Origin of the sequence: Rathayibacter caricis DSM 15933 (genome assembly GCF_003044275.1) — a bacterium.
Lineage (GTDB): Bacteria > Actinomycetota > Actinomycetes > Actinomycetales > Microbacteriaceae > Rathayibacter > Rathayibacter caricis.
Genome location: NZ_PZPL01000001.1, coordinates 3257765 through 3278426 on the forward strand (window position 1 = coordinate 3257765; position 20662 = coordinate 3278426).

The following is a 20662-nucleotide window of genomic DNA, read 5'->3' on the forward strand; positions in this document are numbered from 1 at the left end:
CCCTACTTCACCGTGCCTTCGGACTTGTCGTACGTGGGGGCGTCCGGAGCGTCCTTCGCCGGACCGATTCCGACGGGGATGCCGGCCTCGGGGTGGTTCAGGTCGAAGGCCGGAGCCTCGCTGCGGATGCGCGGGATGGACGTGAAGTTGTGGCGGGGCGGCGGGCACGAGGTGGCCCACTCGAGCGAGCGCGAGAAGCCCCACGGGTCGTTCACGGTGACCTTCGGCGCCTTGCGGGCCGTGATGTACACGTTGAGGAAGAACGGGATCAGCGAGACCGCGAGGATCATCGCTCCGATCGTCGACAGCTGATTCATCCAGGTGAAGCCGTCCTCGGGGAGGTAGCTCGCGTAGCGGCGGGGCATGCCCACGACGCCGAGCCAGTGCTGGATGAGGAACGTGGTGTGGAAGCCGATGAACAGCAGCCAGAAGTGCCACTTGCCCAGGGTCTCGTTCAGCATCTTGCCGGTCCACTTGGGCCACCAGAAGTAGAAGCCCGAGAACATCGCGAACACGACGGTGCCGAACACGACGTAGTGGAAGTGCGCGACCACGAAGTACGAGTCGGACACGTGGAAGTCGAGCGGCGGGGACGCCAGGATCACGCCGGTGAGGCCACCGAAGGTGAAGGTGATCAGGAAGCCGATCGCCCAGATCATCGGGGTCTCGAACGTGACCGACCCGCGCCACATGGTGCCGATCCAGTTGAAGATCTTCACGCCGGTCGGGACCGCGATGAGCATCGTCATCAGCGAGAAGAACGGCAGGAGCACCGAGCCGGTGACGTACATGTGGTGCGCCCAGACCGTCACGGACAGCGCCGCGATGGCGATCGTCGCGTAGATCAGCGTCTTGTAGCCGAAGATCGGCTTGCGGCTGAAGACCGGGAAGACCTCGGACACGATGCCGAAGAACGGCAGCGCGATGATGTAGACCTCGGGGTGGCCGAAGAACCAGAACAGGTGCTGCCAGAGCAGGACGCCGCCGTTGGCCGCGTCGTAGATGTGGGCGTCGAAGACGCGGTCGGCACCGAGGGCGAACATCGCCGCGGCGAGGACCGGGAAGGCCAGCAGCACGAGGATCGACGTCACGAGGATGTTCCAGGTGAAGATCGGCATGCGGAACATCGTCATGCCCGGAGCGCGCATGGTGATGATCGTGGTGATGAAGTTCACCGCGCCGAGGATCGTGCCGAAGCCGGACAGGCCCAGGCCGAAGACCCAGAGATTGCCGCCCAACCCTGGCGAGAACGTCGTGCTCGACAACGGCGCGTAGGCGAACCATCCGAACGAGGCGGCGCCCTGCGGGGTGACGAAGCCGGCGACCGCGATGAGCGAGCCGAAGCTGTAGAGCCAGTAGGCGAAGGCGTTCAGTCGCGGGAAGGCGACGTCGGGGGCACCGATCTGCAGCGGCATCAGGACGTTGGCGAAGCCGGCGAACAGCGGCGTCGCGAACATCAGCAGCATGATCGTGCCGTGCATGGTGAACAGCTGGTTGTACTGCTCGCGCGTCTCGACGACGGCCAGGCCCGGCTGGAAGAGCTGGGCACGGATCACCAGTGCCATCACTCCTGCGATGCAGAAGTAGATGAACGACGTGATCAGGTACATGTACCCGATGACCTTGTGGTCGGTGGACGTCATCCAGCGAACGAGGACGTTCGCCTTGCGCTCGACGGGCGGGGTGCCGAAGGTGCGGGACGACGGGGCGGGTGCGGTGGCGGTGCTCATGCTCCCCTACTCCTCGTTCTCGGTGCGGACCGGCGCACCGGTTCCGGGAAGGTTGCTGTTGCGGTCGTACTCCGCGCCGAGCTGGCCGGTCTGGCCCGCGTCGCGCAGCGACTGGATGTAGTCGTCGTACGTGTCTCGGTCGACGACCTCGACGTTGAAGAGCATCGCGGAGTGGTACTCGCCGCAGAGCTCGGCGCACTTGCCGGCGTACGTGCCCTCCTTGAGCGGCGTGACGTACATGTAGTTCGTCTTGCCGGGGATCATGTCCTTCTTGTAGAGGAAGTCGACGACCCAGAAGGAGTGGATGACATCGCGGGCGTCGAGCTGGATCTTGATCTTCTCGCCGACGGGCAGGTAGAGGGTGGGCACCTCGGACTCGACGAGCGAGCCGTTGGCGTCGCCGTCGGAGGACTCGTACTGGCCCTGGATGCCGGCGGAGTACACGTCCTCGTCGACGTAGTTGAAGTCCCACGCCCACTGCTTGCCGTAGACCTGGATGGTCTCGTCGGGGTTCTCGTAGGGCTCCTCGATCGCCGCCTGATCGCGGGCGGTGAAGGCGAAGAAGCCGATCACCAGGATCAGCGGCACGATCGTGTAGAAGATCTCGATCGGCATGTTGTAGCGCAGCTGCACCGGGAGGCCCGTCTGGCCCTTCCGGCGCCGGTACACGACGACGGCCCAGATCGTGAGCCCCCACGTGACGACGCCGACGGCGAGGAGGACGATCCAGGAGGTGACCCAGAGCCCGATGACCCGGTCGACGTGGTTCGTCGTGCCGGGTTCGGTGGGGAGCCAGCCCTGGAGCTGCTCCTGCGTGCAGCCCGCGAGAACGAGGGCGAGGGCTCCTGCAACGGGGGCAGCGACCCATCTGCGGAGACGGCGATTGAAGCGCACCGGTGACCTTTCGGAAGACTGGGGACCAGTTCACACGAAACTGTATTAGACCGGCTCCAGCCTACCTTCCCCGTCGGGACCGGAGTGCACCGCCGTCCGCTCTTGACCTCCGCGGCCGAGGGTGCGAAGAACGACAGACGGCGCCCGACCGCCCGCTTCTGCGAGCCGTTGGACGCCGTCCGGGAGGTGCTGGAGCGGCGTGTCGCCGCCGCCGATCAGTGGAAGCTGTCGCCGCAGGCGCAGCTGCCGCCCGCGTTGGGGTTGTCGATGGTGAAGCCCTGCTTCTGGATGGTGTCCTCGAAGTCGATCGAGGCGCCGTCGAGGTACGGGACGCTCATCTTGTCGACGACGAGGCCGACGCCCTCGAACTCGACCGCCGCATCGCCGTCGAGGGTGCGCTCGTCGAAGTAGAGCTGGTAGATGAGACCCGAGCAGCCACCGGGCTGGACGGCGACGCGCAGGCGCAGGTCGTCGCGGCCCTCCTGCTCGAGGAGGCTCTTGACCTTCGCGGCGGCGACGGGGGTCATCGAGACGCCGTGCGCGGTCTTCTGGTCGACGGTCGATGTCGTGTCGGACATGTCACTCCTCGAGGGGGTCGGTGCGGTGATGACGGCGTGGCGTCGGGGGGACGGCGTGCTGCCGTCGGTGATGCCACACGATTCTACGGTGGCAACTGCTCCGCGGAGCCGGGTATTCCGGATCCGTGCGGCCGCGTCAGCCGCGGTGGGCCGCCGCGCGCAGCAGGAAGAGCGCCTCCGTCTGCGCGGCCCGCTTGAAGACGCCGAGGTGGAGGGACTCGTTGGGGCTGTGCGCGCGCGAGTCGGGGTCCTCCACGCCGGTCACCAGGATCTGGGCGGCCGGGAACTCCCGGACGAGGTCGGCGATGAAGGGGATGCTGCCTCCCGCGCTCGTCTCCAGCGCGTCGCGGCCCCAGGCGTCCGCCATCGCCTGCTTGACGAGGCCCACGGCCCAGCCCGAGGTGTCGACGAGGAAGGCCTCCCCCGTGTCGACGTCGTCGATCTCGAGGTGGGCGCCGAACGGAGCCTGATCGCGCAGGTGGCGCTCGAGCGCGGCGAAGCCCTCGGGCGCCTCCTGGCCGGGGGCGATGCGCGCGCTGATCTTGACCCGCACGGAGGGGCTCAGGGTGTTGGAGGCGTCCACGACGCTCGGGGCGTCGATCCCCGTGACCGTGATCGACGGCTTGGACCAGATCCGCGAGAGGAAGGGGCCGGAGCCGATCGGCGAGACGCCGTCGAGCAGGCCGGCGTCGCGGCGGAGGTCGCCCTCGGTGATCTCGGGGACGGCGCCGTCGTGCTCGCGCAGACCGTCGACGGCGACCGAGCCGTCCTCGTTCCACAGGGTGGAGAGCAGGCGCACCGTCGCGAGCATCGCATCCGGGACCGCTCCGCCGAGCATCCCGGAGTGGGAGGCGTGGTCGAGGGTCCGGACGGTGAGCGTGAAGGTGACGTTGCCGCGCAGACCCACGGTCAGCGACGGAGTGTCCACGTCCCAGTTGTCGCTGTCGGCGACGACGATGACGTCGGCGCGCAGGGCGTCGTGGTGCTCGCGGAGGAAGGTCGGGAACGACCGCGAGCCGAACTCCTCCTCGCCCTCGATGAAGAGCACGAGGCCGAGGTCGTGGTCGTCACCCGCCACCTCGCGCAGCGCGCGGACGGCGGCGAGGTGGGACACCACTCCGGCCTTGTCGTCGGCCGCGCCCCGGCCGTAGAGGCGGTCGCCGCGCACGGTCGGCTCGAACGGAGGGGTCTCCCACGAGGTCTCGGCGCCCTGCGGCTGGACGTCGTGGTGCGCGTAGAGGAGGACCGTGGGAGCGCCGTTGCGCGCGGCACGGGTGGCGAGGACGGCCGGCTGCCCGAGGACTCCCGAGTCGCCGATCGTCGACCGGCGGATCGACACGTCCTCGAAGGCCCCGGTCTCGCGGGCGAGCTCGGCGATCGCCTCGGCGCTCGCGGCCACCCGCGTGGCGTCGAAGCCGTCCCACGAGACGGAGGGGATGCGCACGAGGCGCCCGAGCTCCGCGAGCGAGCGCGGCAGGTCGTCGCGGACGGCGGCCAGGACCGCCTCCTCGGCTGCTGGGAGAGTGGACGTCGGAGTCGGAGCGTCGTGGGCCATGCAGGTAATCTTAAGAGACCCTCGATTCCAAGGACGTTCACCGTGGCCAAGCACCCGATCGCAACCGACACGCCCGACGACGCCGACTCGGCCCCGTCGACCGGCAAGGGGCGGCCGACGCCGACCCGGCGCGAGCGCGAGCTCGCCAACCAGCGTCCGCTCGTGACGACCGATCGCAAGCAGGCCGCGCGCGACGCCCGCGAGAAGGCCGCCGTGGCGCGCGAGCAGGCCCGGATCGGCCTCGCCGCCGGTGACCAGCGCTACCTGCCGCTGCGCGACAAGGGCCCGCAGCGCAAGTTCGTGCGCGACTGGGTCGACGCGCGCTTCAGCCTAGGCGAGTTCCTCATCCCCGTGATGGTCGTCGTCCTGCTGCTGAGCTTCTTCCCGCAGCCAGAGCTCCAGTACGTCACGCTCATCGTCCTCTGGGCGTTCTTCCTCGTCGCCGTGCTCGACTGCGTGCTGCTCGGCATGCGCATGCGGAAGAAGCTCGGGGAGCGCTACGGAGCCGACAAGGTCGAGAAGGGCATCCGCTGGTACGCCGCGATGCGCGCCCTCCAGCTCCGCGTCATGCGCCTCCCCAAGCCCCAGGTGAAGCGCGGGGCGTTCCCCGAGTGAGCGCGTAGCGCTCGCTCGGAAAACTGGTGCTCGCTTGCTCGGCCTGCGGCCTCGCCGCAGTCGGCTGAGCAGGGGGTCGCGTTCCGAGGAGCGTCTCGCCTCCGACTAGGTCGATCCGCTGGCACGCGGATCGACCGTTCGTCTTCTCGCGCCCGAGTGGTGAGGTGACTCGGCCGCGGGACGGGCAGTGACGACGGAGCGACGAGCTTCGTAGCGGTCGTCGCTCCCTCCAACCGGGATGCCGTCGATTTCCTGATCTCCACCGTCTCCAACGGCGACATGATGGAGTCGTCGGGCGGCTGCCCTCTGCTCTCCTCGCAGCACCTCCGACATCCGTCGACGTCGGGAAGTCGAGCTCACGGTCGAGGTCCGAGAGCAGAGCTCTGCGGAGCACGAGACGCGTCCGACCGATAACCTCTGTTCGGTCTTCGGCGAGGAGATCTTGCGGAGGCGAACGGGTGATTCGCGTGTCAGCGAATCGCCCTAGCCGAGCGCAAGACGCTCTGCAGGACGCGACCGCCTCGGAAGGCCGACTGCGCCGAGCCGGGCAGGGACCGGCTCGGGATCAGCACCGCGGGCAGGGACCGGCTCGGGATCAGCGCAGCGCGCGATTCACCTTCGCAGCCCACAGGGGGCCCTCGTAGATGAACGCGGTGTAGCCCTGGACGAGGGTGGCGCCGGCGGCGAGACGCTCCTGCACGTCGGCGGCGGTCTCGACGCCTCCGACCGAGACGACGCAGAACTCCGCGGGGACGACGGCGCGGATCACGCGGAGGACGGCGAGCGAGCGGGCGGCGAGCGGGGCTCCCGAGAGCCCTCCGGCACCGGCGGCGTCGACGACGGAGGCGGCCGTCTCGAGGCCCTCGCGGGAGAGGGTCGTGTTCGTGGCGATGACGCCGTCGAGCCCGAGGCGCACGGCGAGCTCGGCGACGCGCACGACCTCGTCGTCGGAGAGGTCGGGGGCGATCTTCACGAGCAGCGGAGTCGTGTCGGCCGCGTCCTTCACTGCGGCGAGCAGCGGCTCCAGCTTGTCGATCTCCTGCAGCCCGCGCAGGCCGGGGGTGTTCGGAGAACTCACGTTGACGACCAGGTAGTCGGCGAGTGGCGCCAGCATCCGGGCGCTGATCAGGTAGTCCTCGATCGCGTCGTCGACGTCGACCGCGCGGCTCTTGCCGATGTTGACGCCGATGACCGGACGCCCGCGGACCCCGCGGAGTCGGGCCAGTCGACCCGCGGCCGCCCGCGCCCCGAGGTTGTTGAAGCCCATCCGGTTGATGACGGCGCGGTCCGCGACGAGGCGGAAGAGGCGCGGTCTGTCGTTGCCGGGCTGGGGGCGGGCCGTGATCGTGCCCACCTCCACGTGCCCGAAGCCCAGCGCGCCCAGCCCCAGGACGGCCGTGGCGTTCTTGTCGAAGCCGGCGGCGACTCCGAACGGCGTCGCGAAGCGCAGCCCGAGGGTCTCGACCGAGGTGTCGTGCTTCGGCATCGTGAAGCGGCGCGCGAGGGGCGCGACGAGGGCGAGGCCGCGGATGACCGGGAAGGCGAGGTGATGCGCGCGCTCCGGATCGATGCGCCGCAGGACCGTGCGGAACAGGAGCGGGTAGACGGCGGCCATCAGAGCTCCTCGACGTCACGCGCAGGCCCGCTGCGCTCGGCGCGCAGGAGGGTGATGGCCGAGTCGAAGTCGTCGAGCGAGTCGAAGGCCTGGTACACGCTCGCGAAGCGCAGGTACGCGACCTCGTCGAGCTCGCGCAGCGGTGCGAGGATCGCGAGGCCGATGTCGTTCGCGTCGATCTGCGAGGCGCCGGTGGAGCGGATGCTCTCCTCCACCCGCTGGGCGAGCACCGCGAGATCGGAATCGGTGACGGGGCGGCCCTGGCAGGCCTTCCGCACGCCGCTGACGATCTTCTCGCGGCTGAACGGCTCGACCACTCCGCTGCGCTTGATCACGACGAGGCTGGCGGTCTCGGTGGTCGAGAAGCGGCGACCGCACGAGGGGCACTGGCGCCGGCGTCGGATCGAGAGGCCGTCGTCGCTGGTGCGCGAGTCGATCACCCGGGAGTCGGGGTGCCGGCAGAACGGGCAGAACATCGCGGAGTGCCTCTCGGGTCAGGCGAAGCGCGCGTCGACGGCGTCGCCGTGCGCGGGGAGCGCCTCGGCGTCGCTGAGCGCGCGGATGTGCGGGGCGACGCGAGCGAGGGCGCCGCGGTCGTAGCTGATGAGCTGCTGCGGGCGCAGGAACGTGTAGGCGCCCAGACCGGAGGAGAACCGCGCCTGGCCCATCGTGGGCAGCACGTGGTTGGAGCCGGCCAGGTAGTCGCCGAGGCTGACCGGCGCCGTGGGGCCGAGGAAGATCGCGCCCGCGTCGTGGATGAGCGCGGCGGTCGCCTCGGGGTCGCTCGTGTGCAGCTCGAGGTGCTCGGGGCCGTAGGCGTCGCTGAAGGCGCAGGCGGTCTCGAGGTCGTCCACGATGACGAGTGCCGACTGGGGACCGTCGAGCGCGATCGCCACGCGCGCGGAGTGGTGGGTCGTCGCGGCCTGACGCTCGACCTCCGCGCCGACCGCGCGGGCCAGCTCGGCGTCGTCCGTGACCAGCACGGCCGAGGCCGCCTCGTCGTGCTCGGCCTGGCTGACCAGGTCGGCCGCGATCAGACGGGGATCGCCGGTGGAGTCGGCGATGACGAGGATCTCCGTCGGGCCGGCCTCGGAGTCGATCCCGACCTGGCCGAGCACCTGGCGCTTCGCGGTCGTGACCCAGATGTTGCCGGGGCCGGTGATCATGCCGACGGGCTCGAGGCCGATCGACTCGACACCGTAGGCCAGGGCGGCAACGGCGCCCGCGCCGCCTGCGGCGTAGACCTCGTCGACGCCGAGGAGACCCGCTGCCGCCAGGATCGTCGGGTGAACGGCGCCGCCGAACGCCTTCTGCGGCGGGGAGACGATCGCGATGGACTCGACGCCTGCGGCCTGAGCCGGGACGACGTTCATCACGACGCTCGAGGGGTACACGGCCTTGCCGCCGGGGACGTAGAGGCCCGCGCGGGCGACCGGCGTCCAGCGCTGGACCACGGTCGCGCCGTCGTCGAGCACGGTGGTGCGCTCGGGCGGGATCTGCGCGGCGCTCGCGCTGCGCACCCGGGAGATCGCCTCGTCGAGGGCCGAGCGGATGGCCGGATCGAGGTCGCGGACGGCGGCGGCGATGTGCTCGGCCGGCACCCGCAGGTGCGGCTGACGGACTCCGTCGAGTCGCTCGGACTGGTCGAGGAGCGCCTCCGCACCGCGGGCTCGGACGTCGGCGATGAGCTCGGCGACGATCGGTCCGACGTCGGCGGAGGTACCCGGGTTGCGCGGCACGAGGGCGAGCAGCTCGGCGGCGGAGGGACGACGGCCGCGGAGGTCGAGAGTCTGGATCATGGCCGCCCCAGTCTATCGGCCGCCCCCGCCGCCCTCCGGCGCTGCGGCGCCGCTGGGCGGCTCTGCTCGCGGGCTGTCGCCGGTCGCTCCGGGACATCGCGGGCAGATCATCTACGGGCAGCGGAGCGAAGTCGCGTCGGTGCCGACGAGCAGGACGGGGTCTCCTGGGATCCGCTGCGCGGGTGCAAGGGTCTCGATACGCCGCTCCGCGGCTACTCGACCAGCAAAGGGGGAGCCGGCGCCATTCGTCGGGAGGCGCACAGAGCCGCGCCGCCGCAGGCGCGCCTCCCCACCTCGCAGCACCCCCGAGGCGAACCGGTGATCCGCGTGCCAGCGGATCGCCGTAGCCGAACGCACCCCGCTCCACGCGACGCACCCCGTCGCGAAGCCGACCGCGCCGGGCCGGGCAGGGACCGGCTCGCAATAAGCACAGCGGACCGCGCCGGGCCGGGCAGGGACCGGCTCGGAATCCGACTCAGTACAGGCAGTTGGGCCCCAGCAGGGACTTCAGCTCTCCGAACAGGTCGGGGGTGATCCGGACAGGGAACGGCACTTCGAAGACGCGGGCCGTGTCGCCCTTGATGAGCTTCAGCCGCACCTCGGTCGAGCCGGAGTGGCGGATGAGCACGTCGCTGAGCTGCGAGACGGTGTCGGTCGTCGCGCGGGACTCGGGCAGGGAGACGGTCAGCGGCCCGGAGTCGCCGTCCTGGTTCATCTCGGGGGCGAAGAGGCTGAAGGCGTGCAGGTTCATGCCGTCGTCGCGCATGCTGACGCGGCCGCGGACGACCACGATGGAGTCGTTGGTGAGCGCGGGAGCGAACTCCTGGTACGCCTTGCCCATGAACATGCAGGTGATCTCGCCGCCGAAGTCCTCGACCTGGATCATCCCGTACTGGTTGCCCGAGGTCTTCGCCATGCGGTGCTGGACGCTCGTGACGAGCCCGGCGACGACGACCGTCTCGCCGTCGCCGATGGTCTCCGACACGAGGAGATCGGCGATGGTCGTGCTGTAGTGCTTGGCGAGTTCCGTCTCGAGGCCCGCGAGCGGGTGGTCCGACACGTAGAGGCCGAGCATGTCCCGCTCGAAGGCGAGCTTGTCGCGCTTGGCCCACTCGGGCCGCTCGGGCACCTGGACCGCCGCCTGCGGTTCGTCCCAGAGGCTGTCGAAGTCGAAGCCGACCTGTCCGTTGGCCTCGTTCCGCTTCTCGCCGACGGCCGCCTCGACGGCGTCCTCGTGGATCTCGACGAGCGCACGGCGTGTGGATCCGAGCGAGTCGAACGCGCCGGCCTTGATCAGCGACTCGATGGTGCGCTTGTTGGTCGCCTGCATCGGCACCTTGCGGAGGAAGTCGTGGAACGTCTCGAAGCGCCCCTTCTCCTCCCGTGCCGCGCGGATGCCCTCGACGACGTTCGTGCCGACGTTGCGGACGGCGCCCAGGCCGAAGCGGATGTCGGTCCCGACCGCGGTGAAGAAGCCGATGGACTCGTTGACGTCCGGCGGCAGCACCTTGATGCCCATCCGGCGGCACTCGTTGAGGTACGCCGCCATCTTGTCCTTGGAGTCGCCGACGCTCGTCAGCAGCGCCGCCATGTACTCCGCGGGGTAGTGCGCCTTGAGGTAGGCCGTCCAGTACGAGACGACGCCGTAGGCGGCCGAGTGCGCCTTGTTGAAGGCGTAGTCCGAGAACGGCAGCAGGATGTCCCAGAGCGTCTTGACGGCCTCCATGGAGTACCCGTTGGCGGTCATGCCGCCCGAGAAGCCCTCGAACTGCTTGTCCAGCTCGGACTTCTTCTTCTTGCCCATCGCGCGCCGCAGCAGGTCGGCCTGCGCGAGCGTGAAGCCCGCGAGCTTCTGCGCGATCGACATGACCTGCTCCTGGTACACGATCAGTCCGTAGGTGCCGCCGAGCACCTCCGCGAGCGGTTCCTCGAGCTTGGGGTGGATCGGAGTGATCGGCTGGACGCCGTTCTTGCGCAGCGCGTAGTTCGTGTGGGAGTCGGCGCCCATCGGACCAGGACGGTAGAGCGCCAGCACGGCCGAGATGTCCTCGAAGTTGTCGGGCTTCATCAGCCGCAGGAGCCCGCGCATGGGGCCGCCGTCGAGCTGGAACACGCCGAGGGTGTCGCCGCGGGCGAGGAGCTCGTAGGCCGCGGGGTCGTCGAGCTCGAGGTCCTCGAGCACGAGGTCCTGCCCGCGGTTGGCCCGGATGTTGTCGAGCGCGTCGTCGATGATCGTGAGGTTGCGCAGCCCCAGGAAGTCCATCTTGATCAGGCCGAGGGACTCGCACGCGGGGTAGTCGAACTGCGTGACGATCTGGCCGTCCTGCTCCCGCTTCATGATCGGGATGATGTCGAGCAGCGGATCGCTCGACATGATGACGCCCGCGGCGTGCACGCCCCACTGCCGCTTCAGGTTCTCGAGTCCGAGCGCGGTGTCGAAGACGAGCTTGGCCTGGGGGTCCTCGGCGATCACGTTCCGGACGTCGACCGCTTCCTTGTAGCGGGCGTGCGCGGGGTCGTTGATGCCACTGAGGGGGATGTCCTTGCCCATGATCGCGGGGGGCATCGCCTTGGTCAGCTTCTCCCCCATGCCGAACGGGAAGCCCAGCACGCGCGAGGCGTCCTTGAGCGCCTGCTTCGCCTTGATGGTGCCGTAGGTGACGATCTGCGCGACGCGCTCGTCGCCGTACTTGTCGGTCACGTACCGGATGACCTCGCCGCGGCGACGGTCGTCGAAGTCGACGTCGAAGTCGGGCATGGAGACGCGATCGGGGTTCAGGAACCGCTCGAAGATCAGGCCGTGACGCAGCGGATCGAGGTCGGTGATCTTCATCGCGTACGCGGCCATCGAGCCGGCGCCGGATCCTCGGCCGGGACCCACGCGGATCCCGTTGCGCTTGGACCAGTTGATGAAGTCGGCGACGACGAGGAAGTAGCCGGGGAAGCCCATCTGCAGGATGACCTGCGTCTCGTAATCGGCCCGGGCGCGGACCTCGTCGGAGATGCCGTCGGGGTAGCGCTCGCGCAGTCCCGCCTCGACCTCCTTGACGAACCAGGTGTCCTCGGTCTCCCCCTCCGGCACCGGGAAGCGCGGCATGTAGTTCGCGCTCGTGTCGAACTGCACATCGCAGCGCTCCGCGATGAGGAGGGTGTTGTCGCACGCCTCCGGGTGGTCGCGGAAGACCTGCCGCATCTCGCGGGGCGACTTGAGGTAGAACTCGTCGGCGTCGAACTTGAAGCGCTTGGGGTCGTCGAGGGTGGTGCCCGACTGCACGCAGAGCAGCGCCGCGTGCGAGGTCGCGTCGTGCGCGTGCGTGTAGTGGAGGTCGTTCGTGGCGACGAGCGGCAGGTCGAGGTCCTTGGCGAGCCGGATCACGTCGCCGATGACCCGGCGCTCGATGTCGAGGCCGTGGTCCATGATCTCGGCGAAGAAGTTCTCCTTGCCGAAGATGTCGCGGTAGTCCGCCGCCGCCTGCCGGGCCTCCTTGTACTGCCCCAGCCGCAGGCGCGTCTGCACCTCGCCGCTCGGGCAGCCGGTCGTGCCGATGAGGCCCTCTGAGTACTGCGAGAGGATCTCGCGGTCCATGCGGGGCTTGAAGTAGTAGCCCTCGATCGACGCCCGCGAGGACAGCCGGAAGAGGTTGTGCATCCCCGTCGTCGTCGAACTCAGCAGCGTCATGTGGGTGTAGGCGCCGGAGCCGGACACGTCGTCGCCGCCGCCGTCGCCCCAGCGGATCCGCGTCTTGTCCGAGCGGTGCGTGCCGGGGGTGAGGTACGCCTCGGTGCCGATGATCGGCTTGATACCCGCTGCCGTCGCCGTGCGCCAGAAGTCGAAGGCGCCGAACACGTTGCCGTGGTCGGTCACGGCGATCGCGGGCATGCCCTCCTCGACCGCCGCGTCGATGAGCGGCTTCACCCGCGCGGCACCGTCGAGCATCGAGTACTCGCTGTGCACGTGGAGGTGGACGAAGGAATCGTTACTCGGCAAGGATGCGCCTCCGACGGACTGCGAGCGAGGGGACCGGGGACCCGGGGAGGGTCGTGACCGCGGTAGGAAAGTCTAACCGCGCGAGCACGGCCGGACGGCGGGGAGCGACGGATCGCTCGCCGCGGATCACTCCCCGCGCAGCACTGAGAGCGCGTGCGCGAGGTCGTCGGGATAGGACGCCTGGAACTCGACCCACTCCCCCGAGCCCGGGTGGGTGAAGCCCAGGCGCACCGCGTCGAGCCACTGTCGGGTGAGTCCGAGCCGGGCCGACAGAGTGGGATCGGCGCCGTACATCGCGTCGCCGACGCACGGATGGCGCTGGGCGGCCATGTGCACCCGGATCTGGTGGGTGCGGCCGGTCTCGAGGTGGATCTCGAGCAGCGAGGCGAACGGGAAGGCCTCGATGGTCTCGTAGTGGGTCACGGACGGCTTGCCGTCGGCCCGCACCGCGAACTTCCAGTCCGAGGAGGGGTGCCGTCCGAGCGGAGCGTCGATCGTGCCGGCGAGCGGATCCGGGTGACCCTGGACCACCGCGTGGTAGACCTTCTCGACCGTGCGGTCGTGGAACGCGCGCTTCAGGTGGGTGTAGGCCCGCTCCGACTTCGCGACGACCATGAGGCCGCTGGTGCCGGCGTCGAGGCGGTGGACGATGCCCGCACGCTCGGCCGCTCCCGACGTGGACACCGTGAAGCCGGCTGCCGCGAGAGCGCCGAGGACCGTGGGGCCCTCCCAGCCGACCGCGGGATGCGCCGCGACTCCGACCGGCTTGTCGATGACGACGATGTCGTCGTCGTCGTGCACGATGCCGAGGTCGGGGACCGCGATCGGGACGATCCGCGGCTCCTCGCGCGGGGACCACTCCACCGTCAGCCAGGAGCCGGCGACGACCCGGTCGCTCTTGTCGAGGACGCGGCCGTCGGCCGTCACTCCCCCGGCCTCCGCGACGTCGGCGGCGAAGGTGCGCGAGAAGCCCAGGAGTTTGGCGACGGCGGCGTCGGTGCGCAGGCCGTCGAGCCCGTCGGGGACGGGCAAGGAGCGGGACTGCACCATCAGGCGCCGGGCCTCGGCTCGCCGTGCGGCGCGTCGGCGTCGTCGGCCGATCGCGCGGCGTCGGACGACTCCTCGGCCGCGGCGGCCTCACTCGCCTTCGTCGTGCGCGTGCCGTCGAGGTTCACGCCCCGCAGACTCAGGATCACGAAGATCGCCATCGCCGAGCAGATGGCGATGTCGGCGATGTTGTAGATCGCCGGGAGCAGCCACGGCGTGTAGAGGAAGTCGACGACGTGTCCGAGGCCGAAGGACGGCTCGCGGAAGAGACGGTCGAACAGGTTGCCGAGCGTGCCGCCGAGCAGCAGCCCGAAGAACAGCGCCCAGGCGGCCGAGCGGATGCGCCGGGCGAACCAGATCACCGCGACGACCACGCACGCGGCGATGATCGAGAAGATCCAGGTCGAGCCGCTCGCGAGCGAGAACGCCGCCCCCGGGTTCTTCACGTAGTGGAGGATCAGGACGTCGCCCAGGACGTGGACGTCCTCGCCGAGCGTGAGGGTCGTCGTGACCAGGTGCTTCGCGATCTGGTCGATCGCGAACACCGCGAGCGCAACGAGGCCGAGGGTGACGAGCACCCTCGGCCTGACGTTCGCTGCGGTGGTGCTACGCCCCAAAGCCGGGGAACGAGGACGACTCCGCCGGAACCGGCTGGACGTCGAGCTCGCGGAGCTGACCCTCGATATAGCTCTTCAGCTTCTGGCGGTACTCGCGCTCGAAGGTGCGCAGCTCGTCGATGCGGTGCTCGACCGTCGCGCGCTCCTCGTCGAGCTTCGCAAGCTGCTGGCGCTGCTTCGCCTCGGCCTCGGCGACGAGACGGGCGGCGGTCGCCCGGCCCTCGGCGACGAGAGCATCGCGCTTCTCGGCGCCCTCGCGGACGTGCTCCTCGTGGAGACGGCGGGCGAGCTGCAGAAGTCCGCTGGAGGACTCGGCCTCGTCGACCGGGGCCGACTGCGACGCGCTGGGAGCGGCGACGGGCGCGGGCGCCGGAGTGGGCTCGGGCTCGGGCTCCGGCTCGGGAGCCGGGGTCTCGTCGACGACGGGAGCGGGGGACGTCACCGGCGCGGCGTCGCGCGGTGCGTCGGAGCCGCCGGAGGCGAGGCTCTGGCGCAGCTCCTCGTTCTCCTGGTTCAGGCGGCGGAGCTCCACGACGACCTCGTCGAGGAAGTCGTCGACCTCGTCCTGGTCGTAGCCCTCGCGGAACTTCGTCGGCTGGAACCGCTTATTGACAACATCTTCGGGAGTGAGCGCCATGGCTTTCCACCTTCGATTTCAAGTAGGTACACGTTTATCGACGTTCGACTAAAGCTAGCAACTTCGTGAACGCGGCGCAGTGCGAGCACCGCGGAGAACGTCAGGACGCCCCCACGATACAGGGAGCGGAAGTGATCCCGGCACCGCCCCGTGCGTCCCTCGGCTGAGGGATCACCGGGAGCGGCCGGAGTCGGATCAGGCGGCGCGGAGCCAGGTCGCGATGTACATGCCCACGATCACGCAGAGCATGGTGAGGCTCCAGCCGAAGTCGAGGGCGATCGGACCGATCGACACGGGCTTGATGAGCCGCCGGAAGAAGGAGATGGGCGGGTCCGTGACCGTGTAGACGGTCTCGGCGGCGACGAGACCGGCGCCGCGCGGACGCCAGTCCCGGCGGATGACCCGCACCAGGTCGAGCACGAACCTCGCCCACATGGCGAAGAAGTACAGGAGCAGGACGAAGTAGAGGACGCTCCCGAGGAGCGAGACGACGGAGGTCACCGCTGGCCAGGGCTCCCCGGGGTCAGGACTTCGCGAAGAACGACGCGTCGGCGTCGCTCTCGGCGGAGGCCGAGTCGCCGGCGACCGTGATGTGCGACGGCGAGAGCAGGAAGACCTTGCTCGTCACGCGCTCGATCCGGCCGTAGAGGCCCTGCGAGAGGCCGCTCGCGAAGTCGATGAGACGGCGGGCGTCCGCATCGCTCATCTGCGAGAGGTTGATGATCACGGGGATGCCGTCGCGGAAGTTCTCCGCGATGACCTGCGCGTCACGGTACTGCTTGGGGTGGACGGTGAGGATCTCGTTCATCTCGGCGTGGGCCGTCGCCTTCGGAGTCTGGGGGGTGGGCTTGCGGAGCGGGGTGACCGTCGCGCGGGGCTGCTGCGGAGCGGTCTGCTCGACCGGCGGGACGGGCTGGACGGGCGAGACCGGGGCGCGGTGGGCCGTGGTCGGAGCCGCCTCGACGGTGTCGGCGCGCTCGTACTCGACCTCTTCATCGGCGAGTCCGAGGTAGACCATCGTCTTCTTCAGCGGGTTGGCCATCTGTGTCCTCCGTGTCGTGTCTGCTCCCACTAGTGGGTCAGGTCGAGGTTAAGGGCGGGCGGGTCGATTGCCGGTGATTGCCGACCCGATTCGCAGGTGTGTCGCGCCCTCCGCGATCGCCTCGGCGAAGTCGTGCGACATGCCGGCCGAGACGGCGGAGGCCGACGGATCGATGGCGCGCACGCGCTCCGAGAGCACGCGGAGTCGCGCGAACGCGGGTCGGGGGTCCTCGCCGAGCGGAGCGACCGCCATGACGCCCCGGAAGCGCAGGTGCGCGGCGCTCGCGAGGGCCTCGGCGAGGTGCTCGACGTCGTCGGGTGCCGCGCCTCCGCGGTCCGGATCGTCGGTGAGGTTGATCTGCAGGAAGACGTCGAGAGCGTCCTCGCCCGCGTCCAGGAGCGGAACCAGGGCGAGGCGGTCGACGGAGTGGACCGCCGACGCGTACCGGCGCGCCTGCCGGGCCTTCTTGCTCTGCAGCTGCCCGATGAAGTGCCAGCGCGCGGGGGTGCCGGCGAGCTCGGCCGCCTTCTCCTGCGCCTCCTGGTGCCGGTTCTCGCCGAAGTCGACGACCCCCAGCTCGAGCAGATCGCGGATCAGCGCGACGGGATGGAACTTGGTCACGACGATGGTGGTGATGTCACCGGGATCGCGACCGGCCGAGCGGGCCGCATCGGCGACCCGCTCGGAGACCGAGGACCAGCGCGCGGCCAGCTCGGGATCGGTCACAGCCGACTACTTGAGGAAGTCGGGGATGTCGAGGTCGCTGTCGTCGTCGTCGAACGACGGGTCGGCGACCGGCGCCGGAGCCGCGACGGGCGCGCTCGACCAGATCGATCCGGCGGCGGGGGCGGCCGCGGCCACGGGGACCGGCTCGGACGACTCCGACGCCGCGCTCTGCTGCGTGCGGGGCTGAGCGAGGGCCGCGGGAGCCTGCCCGCCCGGCTCTCCGCCGTCGAAGCCGGCCGCGATGACCGTGACGCGCACCTCGTCGCCGAGGGTGTCGTCGATGACGGCACCGAAGATGATGTTCGCCTCGGCGTGCACCGCCTCCTGGACCAGTCGGGCGGCGTCGTTGATCTCGAAGATGCCGAGGTTCGATCCGCCCTGGATCGAGAGCAGCACGCCGTGCGCGCCGTCGATGCTCGCCTCGAGCAGCGGGGACGCGACCGCGAGTTCGGCGGCCTTGATCGCGCGGTCCGCCCCGCGCGAGGATCCGATGCCCATGAGCGCGGATCCGGCGCCCTGCATGACCGACTTGACGTCGGCGAAGTCGAGGTTGATCAGGCCCGGAGTGGTGATGAGGTCGGTGATGCCCTGCACACCGGCGAGGAGGACCTGGTCGGCGGTGGCGAACGCCTCGAGCATCGAGATGCCGCGGTCGCTGATCTCGAGCAGGCGGTCGTTCGGGACGACGATGAGGGTGTCGACCTCGTTCTTGAGCGTCGCGACACCCGCCTCGGCCTGGGTCTGGCGACGACGTCCCTCGAAGCCGAAGGGCTTGGTCACGACGCCGATCGTCAGGGCGCCGATCGACTTGGCGATGCGCGCGACGACGGGCGCGCCGCCGGTGCCGGTGCCGCCGCCCTCTCCGGCGGTCACGAAGACCATGTCGGCGCCCGCGAGCACCTCCTCGATCTCCTCGGCGTGGTCCTCGGCGGCGCGGCGGCCGACCTCGGGGTCGGCGCCCGCGCCGAGTCCACGGGTGAGCTCGCGTCCGACGTCGAGCTTGACGTCGGCGTCGCTGAGGAGGAGCGCCTGTGCATCGGTGTTGATGGCGATGAACTCGACGCCGCGAAGGCCGAGCTCGATCATGCGGTTGACGGCGTTGACGCCGCCGCCGCCGATGCCGACGACCTTGATCACGGCGAGGTAGTTCTGGTGTGAAGTCACGTGTCCGGCCTCCGGGCTGAACCTTAAACCTGTAGTTGAGGCTTAAAGTTATGCTGAGTATGCATTTGGGGTGTGGGATCGACGGTAGGCGGAGTCCGCTCCCGCTCGCGACAGACACGCCCGCATTCGGCAAAGAGCCGAGCGGATCCGTCCGAGCCGGGGCTCAGCGTCGGCCGACGACGGCAGCGGCGGGCGAGGACACGTCGTACGACGACACCTCCGCCGGGTCCGTGGCCGCCATGAGCTTCTCGAGGACGATCGCCTTCTGCGCCGAGCGGTCGGGCCCGCCCCACATCACGACCGCTCCATCGCTCAGGGTGAGCGTGACGTCGTCGCCCGTGGTGGCGGTCACCGCGGCGACCCGCCCGTCGAGGGACGCCGGGAGCGTGAGCAGCACCCGGGCCAGTGAGTGGAACGCCGTCCCCGTCGCTCCGCCCGACGGCGTGGTGAGGGTCGGGTAACCGGCCGGGGCCGTGTCGGAGGTCTCGATGACGACGCCCGCCGAATCGACGAGGTCGAAGCGGTCCCCGTTCTGCAGGACGCCGACCGGAGTCCGCTCGACGACGGACACGACCAGTGTGCTCGGCGGGCGGGTCTGCAGGGAGTAGCTCTGGATGAGCGGGTAGCCGCCGATCACGTCGCCGACGGCGTCGCGGTCGACGAGGGTCAGTGGGACCCCGATCTGATCCGACAGCGAGTCCTCGAGCGCGACCGCGTCGATGCGCGCGGTGCCGGTGATCTCGATGGTCCTGACCGCCATCAGCGGGGAGTACGCCGCGACCGCGACGACGATCGCGAGGAGCACCAGGGATCCGGCGACGACCAGCGCGGTCAGGCGGCGGCGGCGGGCGCGCCGGGTGAAGCGGCGCACCTCGCCGCGCTCGAACCGGCGCCGGGTGCGTGCGGCTCGCGCGACGGCGCGCTGCTCGGCGCCGGGCATCCGGAGCCCGGCGACGGCCGAGCGCGCGGAGGCCGCAGCCCGGGAGGCCGTGCGCCGCGCAGAGGCGGGAGCGGAGGACGCGCCGGAACCGGGTGACGCTCGTTCCGTCGCTCGTTCCTCAGCCGGCGTCGACGAGGCGGAGCGAGTAGCCGGGACGATGCGGATCGGCTCGGTCGGCTCTCCGCTGGACTCCGGCACGGACTCCCGCTCGCGCGGCTCCGGGTGCACGGGCGGCGCCGGGCGGCGCCCCTCGGGCCGCTTCACGCCCGTCGCCCCGGTCGATCCGATCCGGTCATCGACCGACCGCGGCGTCCTCGCTCGCTCCGAGCGACTCGAGCAGCTGCGGGATGATCCGGTAGACGTCGCCGCAGCCCAGCGTGATGACGAAGTCGCCCTCGCGCGCGAGGCGTGCGGTCTGCTCCGCGGCCTCCTGCCAGTCGGCGAGGAAGGACACGTGCGACGGGTCGGCGAACTTGCCGCTGACGAGCGCGCCGGTGACGCCGGGCTCCGGGTCCTCGCGAGCGCCGTAGACGTCCAGCACGATCGTCTCGTCGGCGTAGCGCTCGAGCGTCTCGGCGAACTCCTTCGCGAAGAGTCGGGTCCTGCTGTACAGGTGCGGCTGGTGCACCGCGATGATGCGCCCCTCCCCCACGACGGTCCGTGCGGCCGACAGTGCGGCCGCGACCTCGGTGGGGTGGTGGGCGTAGTCGTCGTAGACGCTGACGCCGCGGACCGCCCCGTGCAGCTCGAACCGGCGCTCGGTCCCTCCGAAGGCCGACACCGCCTCGAGCGAGGCGGCGGGATCGAAGCCGAGGCCCACCAGCACGGCGAACGCGCCGGCCGCGTTGACGGCGTTGTGGCGGCCCGGGATGCGCAGGCGGGCGGAGTAGCGGCGGCCCTCGAACTCGACGGTGAAGCCCACCGGGCCCACGAGCTCCAGGTCGACGACCCGCACATCGGCGCCCTCCGCCTCGCCGAAGGTGAGGACCCGCTTGCCCTCGAGCTTCTCGGAGACCTTCACCGCGCCGGGGTCGTCGGAGGAGATGACGACGAGTTCGCCCGCGTTCGACGCGAAGGTGACGAACGCGTCCTCGAACGCCTGCAGCGAGCCGTAGTGGTCGAGGTGGTCGGGATCGACGTTGGTGATCAGCGTCACCGCGGTGTCGTAGAGCAGGAAGCTGCCGTCCGACTCGTCCGCCTCGACGACGAAGAGGTCGCTCGACCCCGCCGCCGAGGAGGTGCCCAGGCTCTCGATGATGCCGCCGTTCACGAAGCTCGGATCTGCGTCGAGACCCAGCAGACCGGTCACGATCATGCCGGTCGAGGTGGTCTTGCCGTGCGCGCCGGCCACCGCGACGAGGCGGTGCCCGCGGACGAGCCAGGCGAGCGCCTGCGAGCGGTGCAGGACGGGCAGGCCCCGCTCCTTCGCGAGCACGTACTCCGGGTTGTCCGGCCAGAGGGCGGAGGTGACGACGACGGCCTCCGCGTCGCCCAGGTTCTGTGCGTCGTGACCGATGGCGACCGGGATGCCGAGCTCGCGCAGCTGCTCGATCGGGTGCGACTCGCGCACGTCCGATCCGGTGACCCGGTGCCCGGCGTGGTGGAAGAGGCGCGCGATACCGCTCATGCCCGATCCGCCGATGCCGATGAAGTGCACCGATCCGAGTTCGTCGGGGACGGTGATGCCGAGGTCGGGCTTGATCACGGAGGTCTCG

General features: G+C 70.2%; 18 protein-coding genes. 1 reads left to right on the plus strand and 17 read right to left on the minus strand.

Features of this window, described 5'->3' with window-relative positions:
- Positions 1 to 2: 2 nt before the first annotated feature.
- From ctaD to C1I63_RS15200, 4 genes are all read right to left on the minus strand, one after another.
- Positions 3 to 1730 (minus strand): aa3-type cytochrome oxidase subunit I, encoded by a 1728-nt coding sequence (ctaD, locus tag C1I63_RS15185; protein WP_055791665.1) that lies wholly within the window; start codon positions 1728 to 1730, stop codon positions 3 to 5.
- A 6-nt stretch (positions 1731 to 1736) separates the two neighbouring features.
- Positions 1737 to 2624, minus strand: coding sequence for an aa3-type cytochrome oxidase subunit II (gene ctaC, locus C1I63_RS15190; RefSeq protein ID WP_055791662.1), 888 nt, complete (start codon positions 2622 to 2624; stop codon positions 1737 to 1739).
- Between the two features lie 215 nt (positions 2625 to 2839).
- Positions 2840 to 3202: an iron-sulfur cluster insertion protein ErpA gene (gene erpA / locus C1I63_RS15195; protein ID WP_055791660.1), complete on the minus strand. Its 363-nt coding sequence runs from the start codon at positions 3200 to 3202 to the stop codon at positions 2840 to 2842.
- A gap of 136 nt (positions 3203 to 3338) precedes the next feature.
- Positions 3339 to 4757 (minus strand): dipeptidase, encoded by a 1419-nt coding sequence (locus C1I63_RS15200; protein WP_107575311.1) that lies wholly within the window; start codon positions 4755 to 4757, stop codon positions 3339 to 3341.
- 42 nt (positions 4758 to 4799) lie between these two features.
- On the opposite strand from C1I63_RS15200, the gene C1I63_RS15205 reads away from it, so the two are divergent.
- Positions 4800 to 5372: a DUF3043 domain-containing protein gene (locus tag C1I63_RS15205; RefSeq protein WP_082481389.1), complete on the plus strand. Its 573-nt coding sequence runs from the start codon at positions 4800 to 4802 to the stop codon at positions 5370 to 5372.
- 595 nt (positions 5373 to 5967) lie between these two features.
- Here the strand turns inward: C1I63_RS15205 and C1I63_RS15210 are convergent.
- From C1I63_RS15210 to murC, 13 genes are all read right to left on the minus strand, one after another.
- On the minus strand, positions 5968 to 6987 hold the full coding sequence (locus C1I63_RS15210) for a quinone-dependent dihydroorotate dehydrogenase (RefSeq protein WP_107575312.1): 1020 nt from the start codon (positions 6985 to 6987) through the stop codon (positions 5968 to 5970).
- Complete coding sequence (gene nrdR, locus C1I63_RS15215; protein ID WP_055791651.1) at positions 6987 to 7463, minus strand: transcriptional regulator NrdR; 477 nt, start codon at positions 7461 to 7463, stop codon at positions 6987 to 6989. Before nrdR ends, C1I63_RS15210 begins: the two co-directional genes overlap by 1 nt.
- A gap of 18 nt (positions 7464 to 7481) precedes the next feature.
- Complete coding sequence (gene hisD, locus C1I63_RS15220) at positions 7482 to 8786, minus strand: histidinol dehydrogenase (RefSeq protein ID WP_107575313.1); 1305 nt, start codon at positions 8784 to 8786, stop codon at positions 7482 to 7484.
- A gap of 475 nt (positions 8787 to 9261) precedes the next feature.
- The gene (gene dnaE / locus C1I63_RS15225; protein WP_244907223.1) at positions 9262 to 12723 is read right to left on the minus strand and encodes a DNA polymerase III subunit alpha; all 3462 of its coding nucleotides are present in this window, start codon (positions 12721 to 12723) and stop codon (positions 9262 to 9264) included.
- 177 nt (positions 12724 to 12900) lie between these two features.
- Positions 12901 to 13821 carry an RluA family pseudouridine synthase gene (locus tag C1I63_RS15230; RefSeq protein WP_107575896.1) on the minus strand — a complete coding sequence of 307 codons (921 nt, stop codon included), beginning with the start codon at positions 13819 to 13821 and terminating at the stop codon, positions 12901 to 12903.
- A 2-nt stretch (positions 13822 to 13823) separates the two neighbouring features.
- On the minus strand, positions 13824 to 14399 hold the full coding sequence (gene lspA / locus C1I63_RS15235) for a signal peptidase II (RefSeq protein ID WP_107575315.1): 576 nt from the start codon (positions 14397 to 14399) through the stop codon (positions 13824 to 13826).
- A gap of 28 nt (positions 14400 to 14427) precedes the next feature.
- Complete coding sequence (locus C1I63_RS15240) at positions 14428 to 15075, minus strand: DivIVA domain-containing protein (protein WP_107575316.1); 648 nt, start codon at positions 15073 to 15075, stop codon at positions 14428 to 14430.
- Positions 15076 to 15270: 195 nt separating this feature from the next.
- Positions 15271 to 15576 carry a YggT family protein gene (locus tag C1I63_RS15245; protein ID WP_055794987.1) on the minus strand — a complete coding sequence of 102 codons (306 nt, stop codon included), beginning with the start codon at positions 15574 to 15576 and terminating at the stop codon, positions 15271 to 15273.
- 22 nt (positions 15577 to 15598) lie between these two features.
- Positions 15599 to 16117, minus strand: a complete 519-nt coding sequence (locus C1I63_RS15250; protein ID WP_055794981.1) for a cell division protein SepF — start codon at positions 16115 to 16117, stop codon at positions 15599 to 15601.
- A gap of 48 nt (positions 16118 to 16165) precedes the next feature.
- Positions 16166 to 16843 (minus strand): YggS family pyridoxal phosphate-dependent enzyme, encoded by a 678-nt coding sequence (locus tag C1I63_RS15255; protein WP_107575317.1) that lies wholly within the window; start codon positions 16841 to 16843, stop codon positions 16166 to 16168.
- A 6-nt stretch (positions 16844 to 16849) separates the two neighbouring features.
- Positions 16850 to 18007, minus strand: a complete 1158-nt coding sequence (gene ftsZ, locus C1I63_RS15260; protein WP_055794975.1) for a cell division protein FtsZ — start codon at positions 18005 to 18007, stop codon at positions 16850 to 16852.
- Positions 18008 to 18170: 163 nt separating this feature from the next.
- Positions 18171 to 18947 carry a cell division protein FtsQ/DivIB gene (locus tag C1I63_RS15265; RefSeq protein ID WP_146168473.1) on the minus strand — a complete coding sequence of 259 codons (777 nt, stop codon included), beginning with the start codon at positions 18945 to 18947 and terminating at the stop codon, positions 18171 to 18173.
- Positions 18948 to 19239: 292 nt separating this feature from the next.
- Positions 19240 to 20652, minus strand: a complete 1413-nt coding sequence (gene murC, locus C1I63_RS15270; protein WP_055794971.1) for a UDP-N-acetylmuramate--L-alanine ligase — start codon at positions 20650 to 20652, stop codon at positions 19240 to 19242.
- Positions 20653 to 20662 lie beyond the last annotated feature (10 nt).

Excerpts from the sequence above, each read along its gene's own strand:
- ctaD (WP_055791665.1), bottom strand. The coding sequence starts at position 1,730 with ATGAGCACCGCCACCGCACCCGCCCCGTCGTCCCGCACCTTCGGCACC.
- erpA (WP_055791660.1), bottom strand. The coding sequence starts at position 3,202 with ATGTCCGACACGACATCGACCGTCGACCAGAAGACCGCGCACGGCGTC.
- C1I63_RS15200 (WP_107575311.1), bottom strand. The coding sequence starts at position 4,757 with ATGGCCCACGACGCTCCGACTCCGACGTCCACTCTCCCAGCAGCCGAG.
- C1I63_RS15210 (WP_107575312.1), bottom strand. The coding sequence starts at position 6,987 with ATGGCCGCCGTCTACCCGCTCCTGTTCCGCACGGTCCTGCGGCGCATC.
- nrdR (WP_055791651.1), bottom strand. The coding sequence starts at position 7,463 with ATGTTCTGCCCGTTCTGCCGGCACCCCGACTCCCGGGTGATCGACTCG.
- hisD (WP_107575313.1), bottom strand. The coding sequence starts at position 8,786 with ATGATCCAGACTCTCGACCTCCGCGGCCGTCGTCCCTCCGCCGCCGAG.
- dnaE (WP_244907223.1), bottom strand. The coding sequence starts at position 12,723 with ATGCTCGACGGTGCCGCGCGGGTGAAGCCGCTCATCGACGCGGCGGTC.
- C1I63_RS15240 (WP_107575316.1), bottom strand. The coding sequence starts at position 15,075 with ATGGCGCTCACTCCCGAAGATGTTGTCAATAAGCGGTTCCAGCCGACG.
- C1I63_RS15250 (WP_055794981.1), bottom strand. The coding sequence starts at position 16,117 with ATGGCCAACCCGCTGAAGAAGACGATGGTCTACCTCGGACTCGCCGAT.
- C1I63_RS15265 (WP_146168473.1), bottom strand. The coding sequence starts at position 18,947 with ATGCCCGGCGCCGAGCAGCGCGCCGTCGCGCGAGCCGCACGCACCCGG.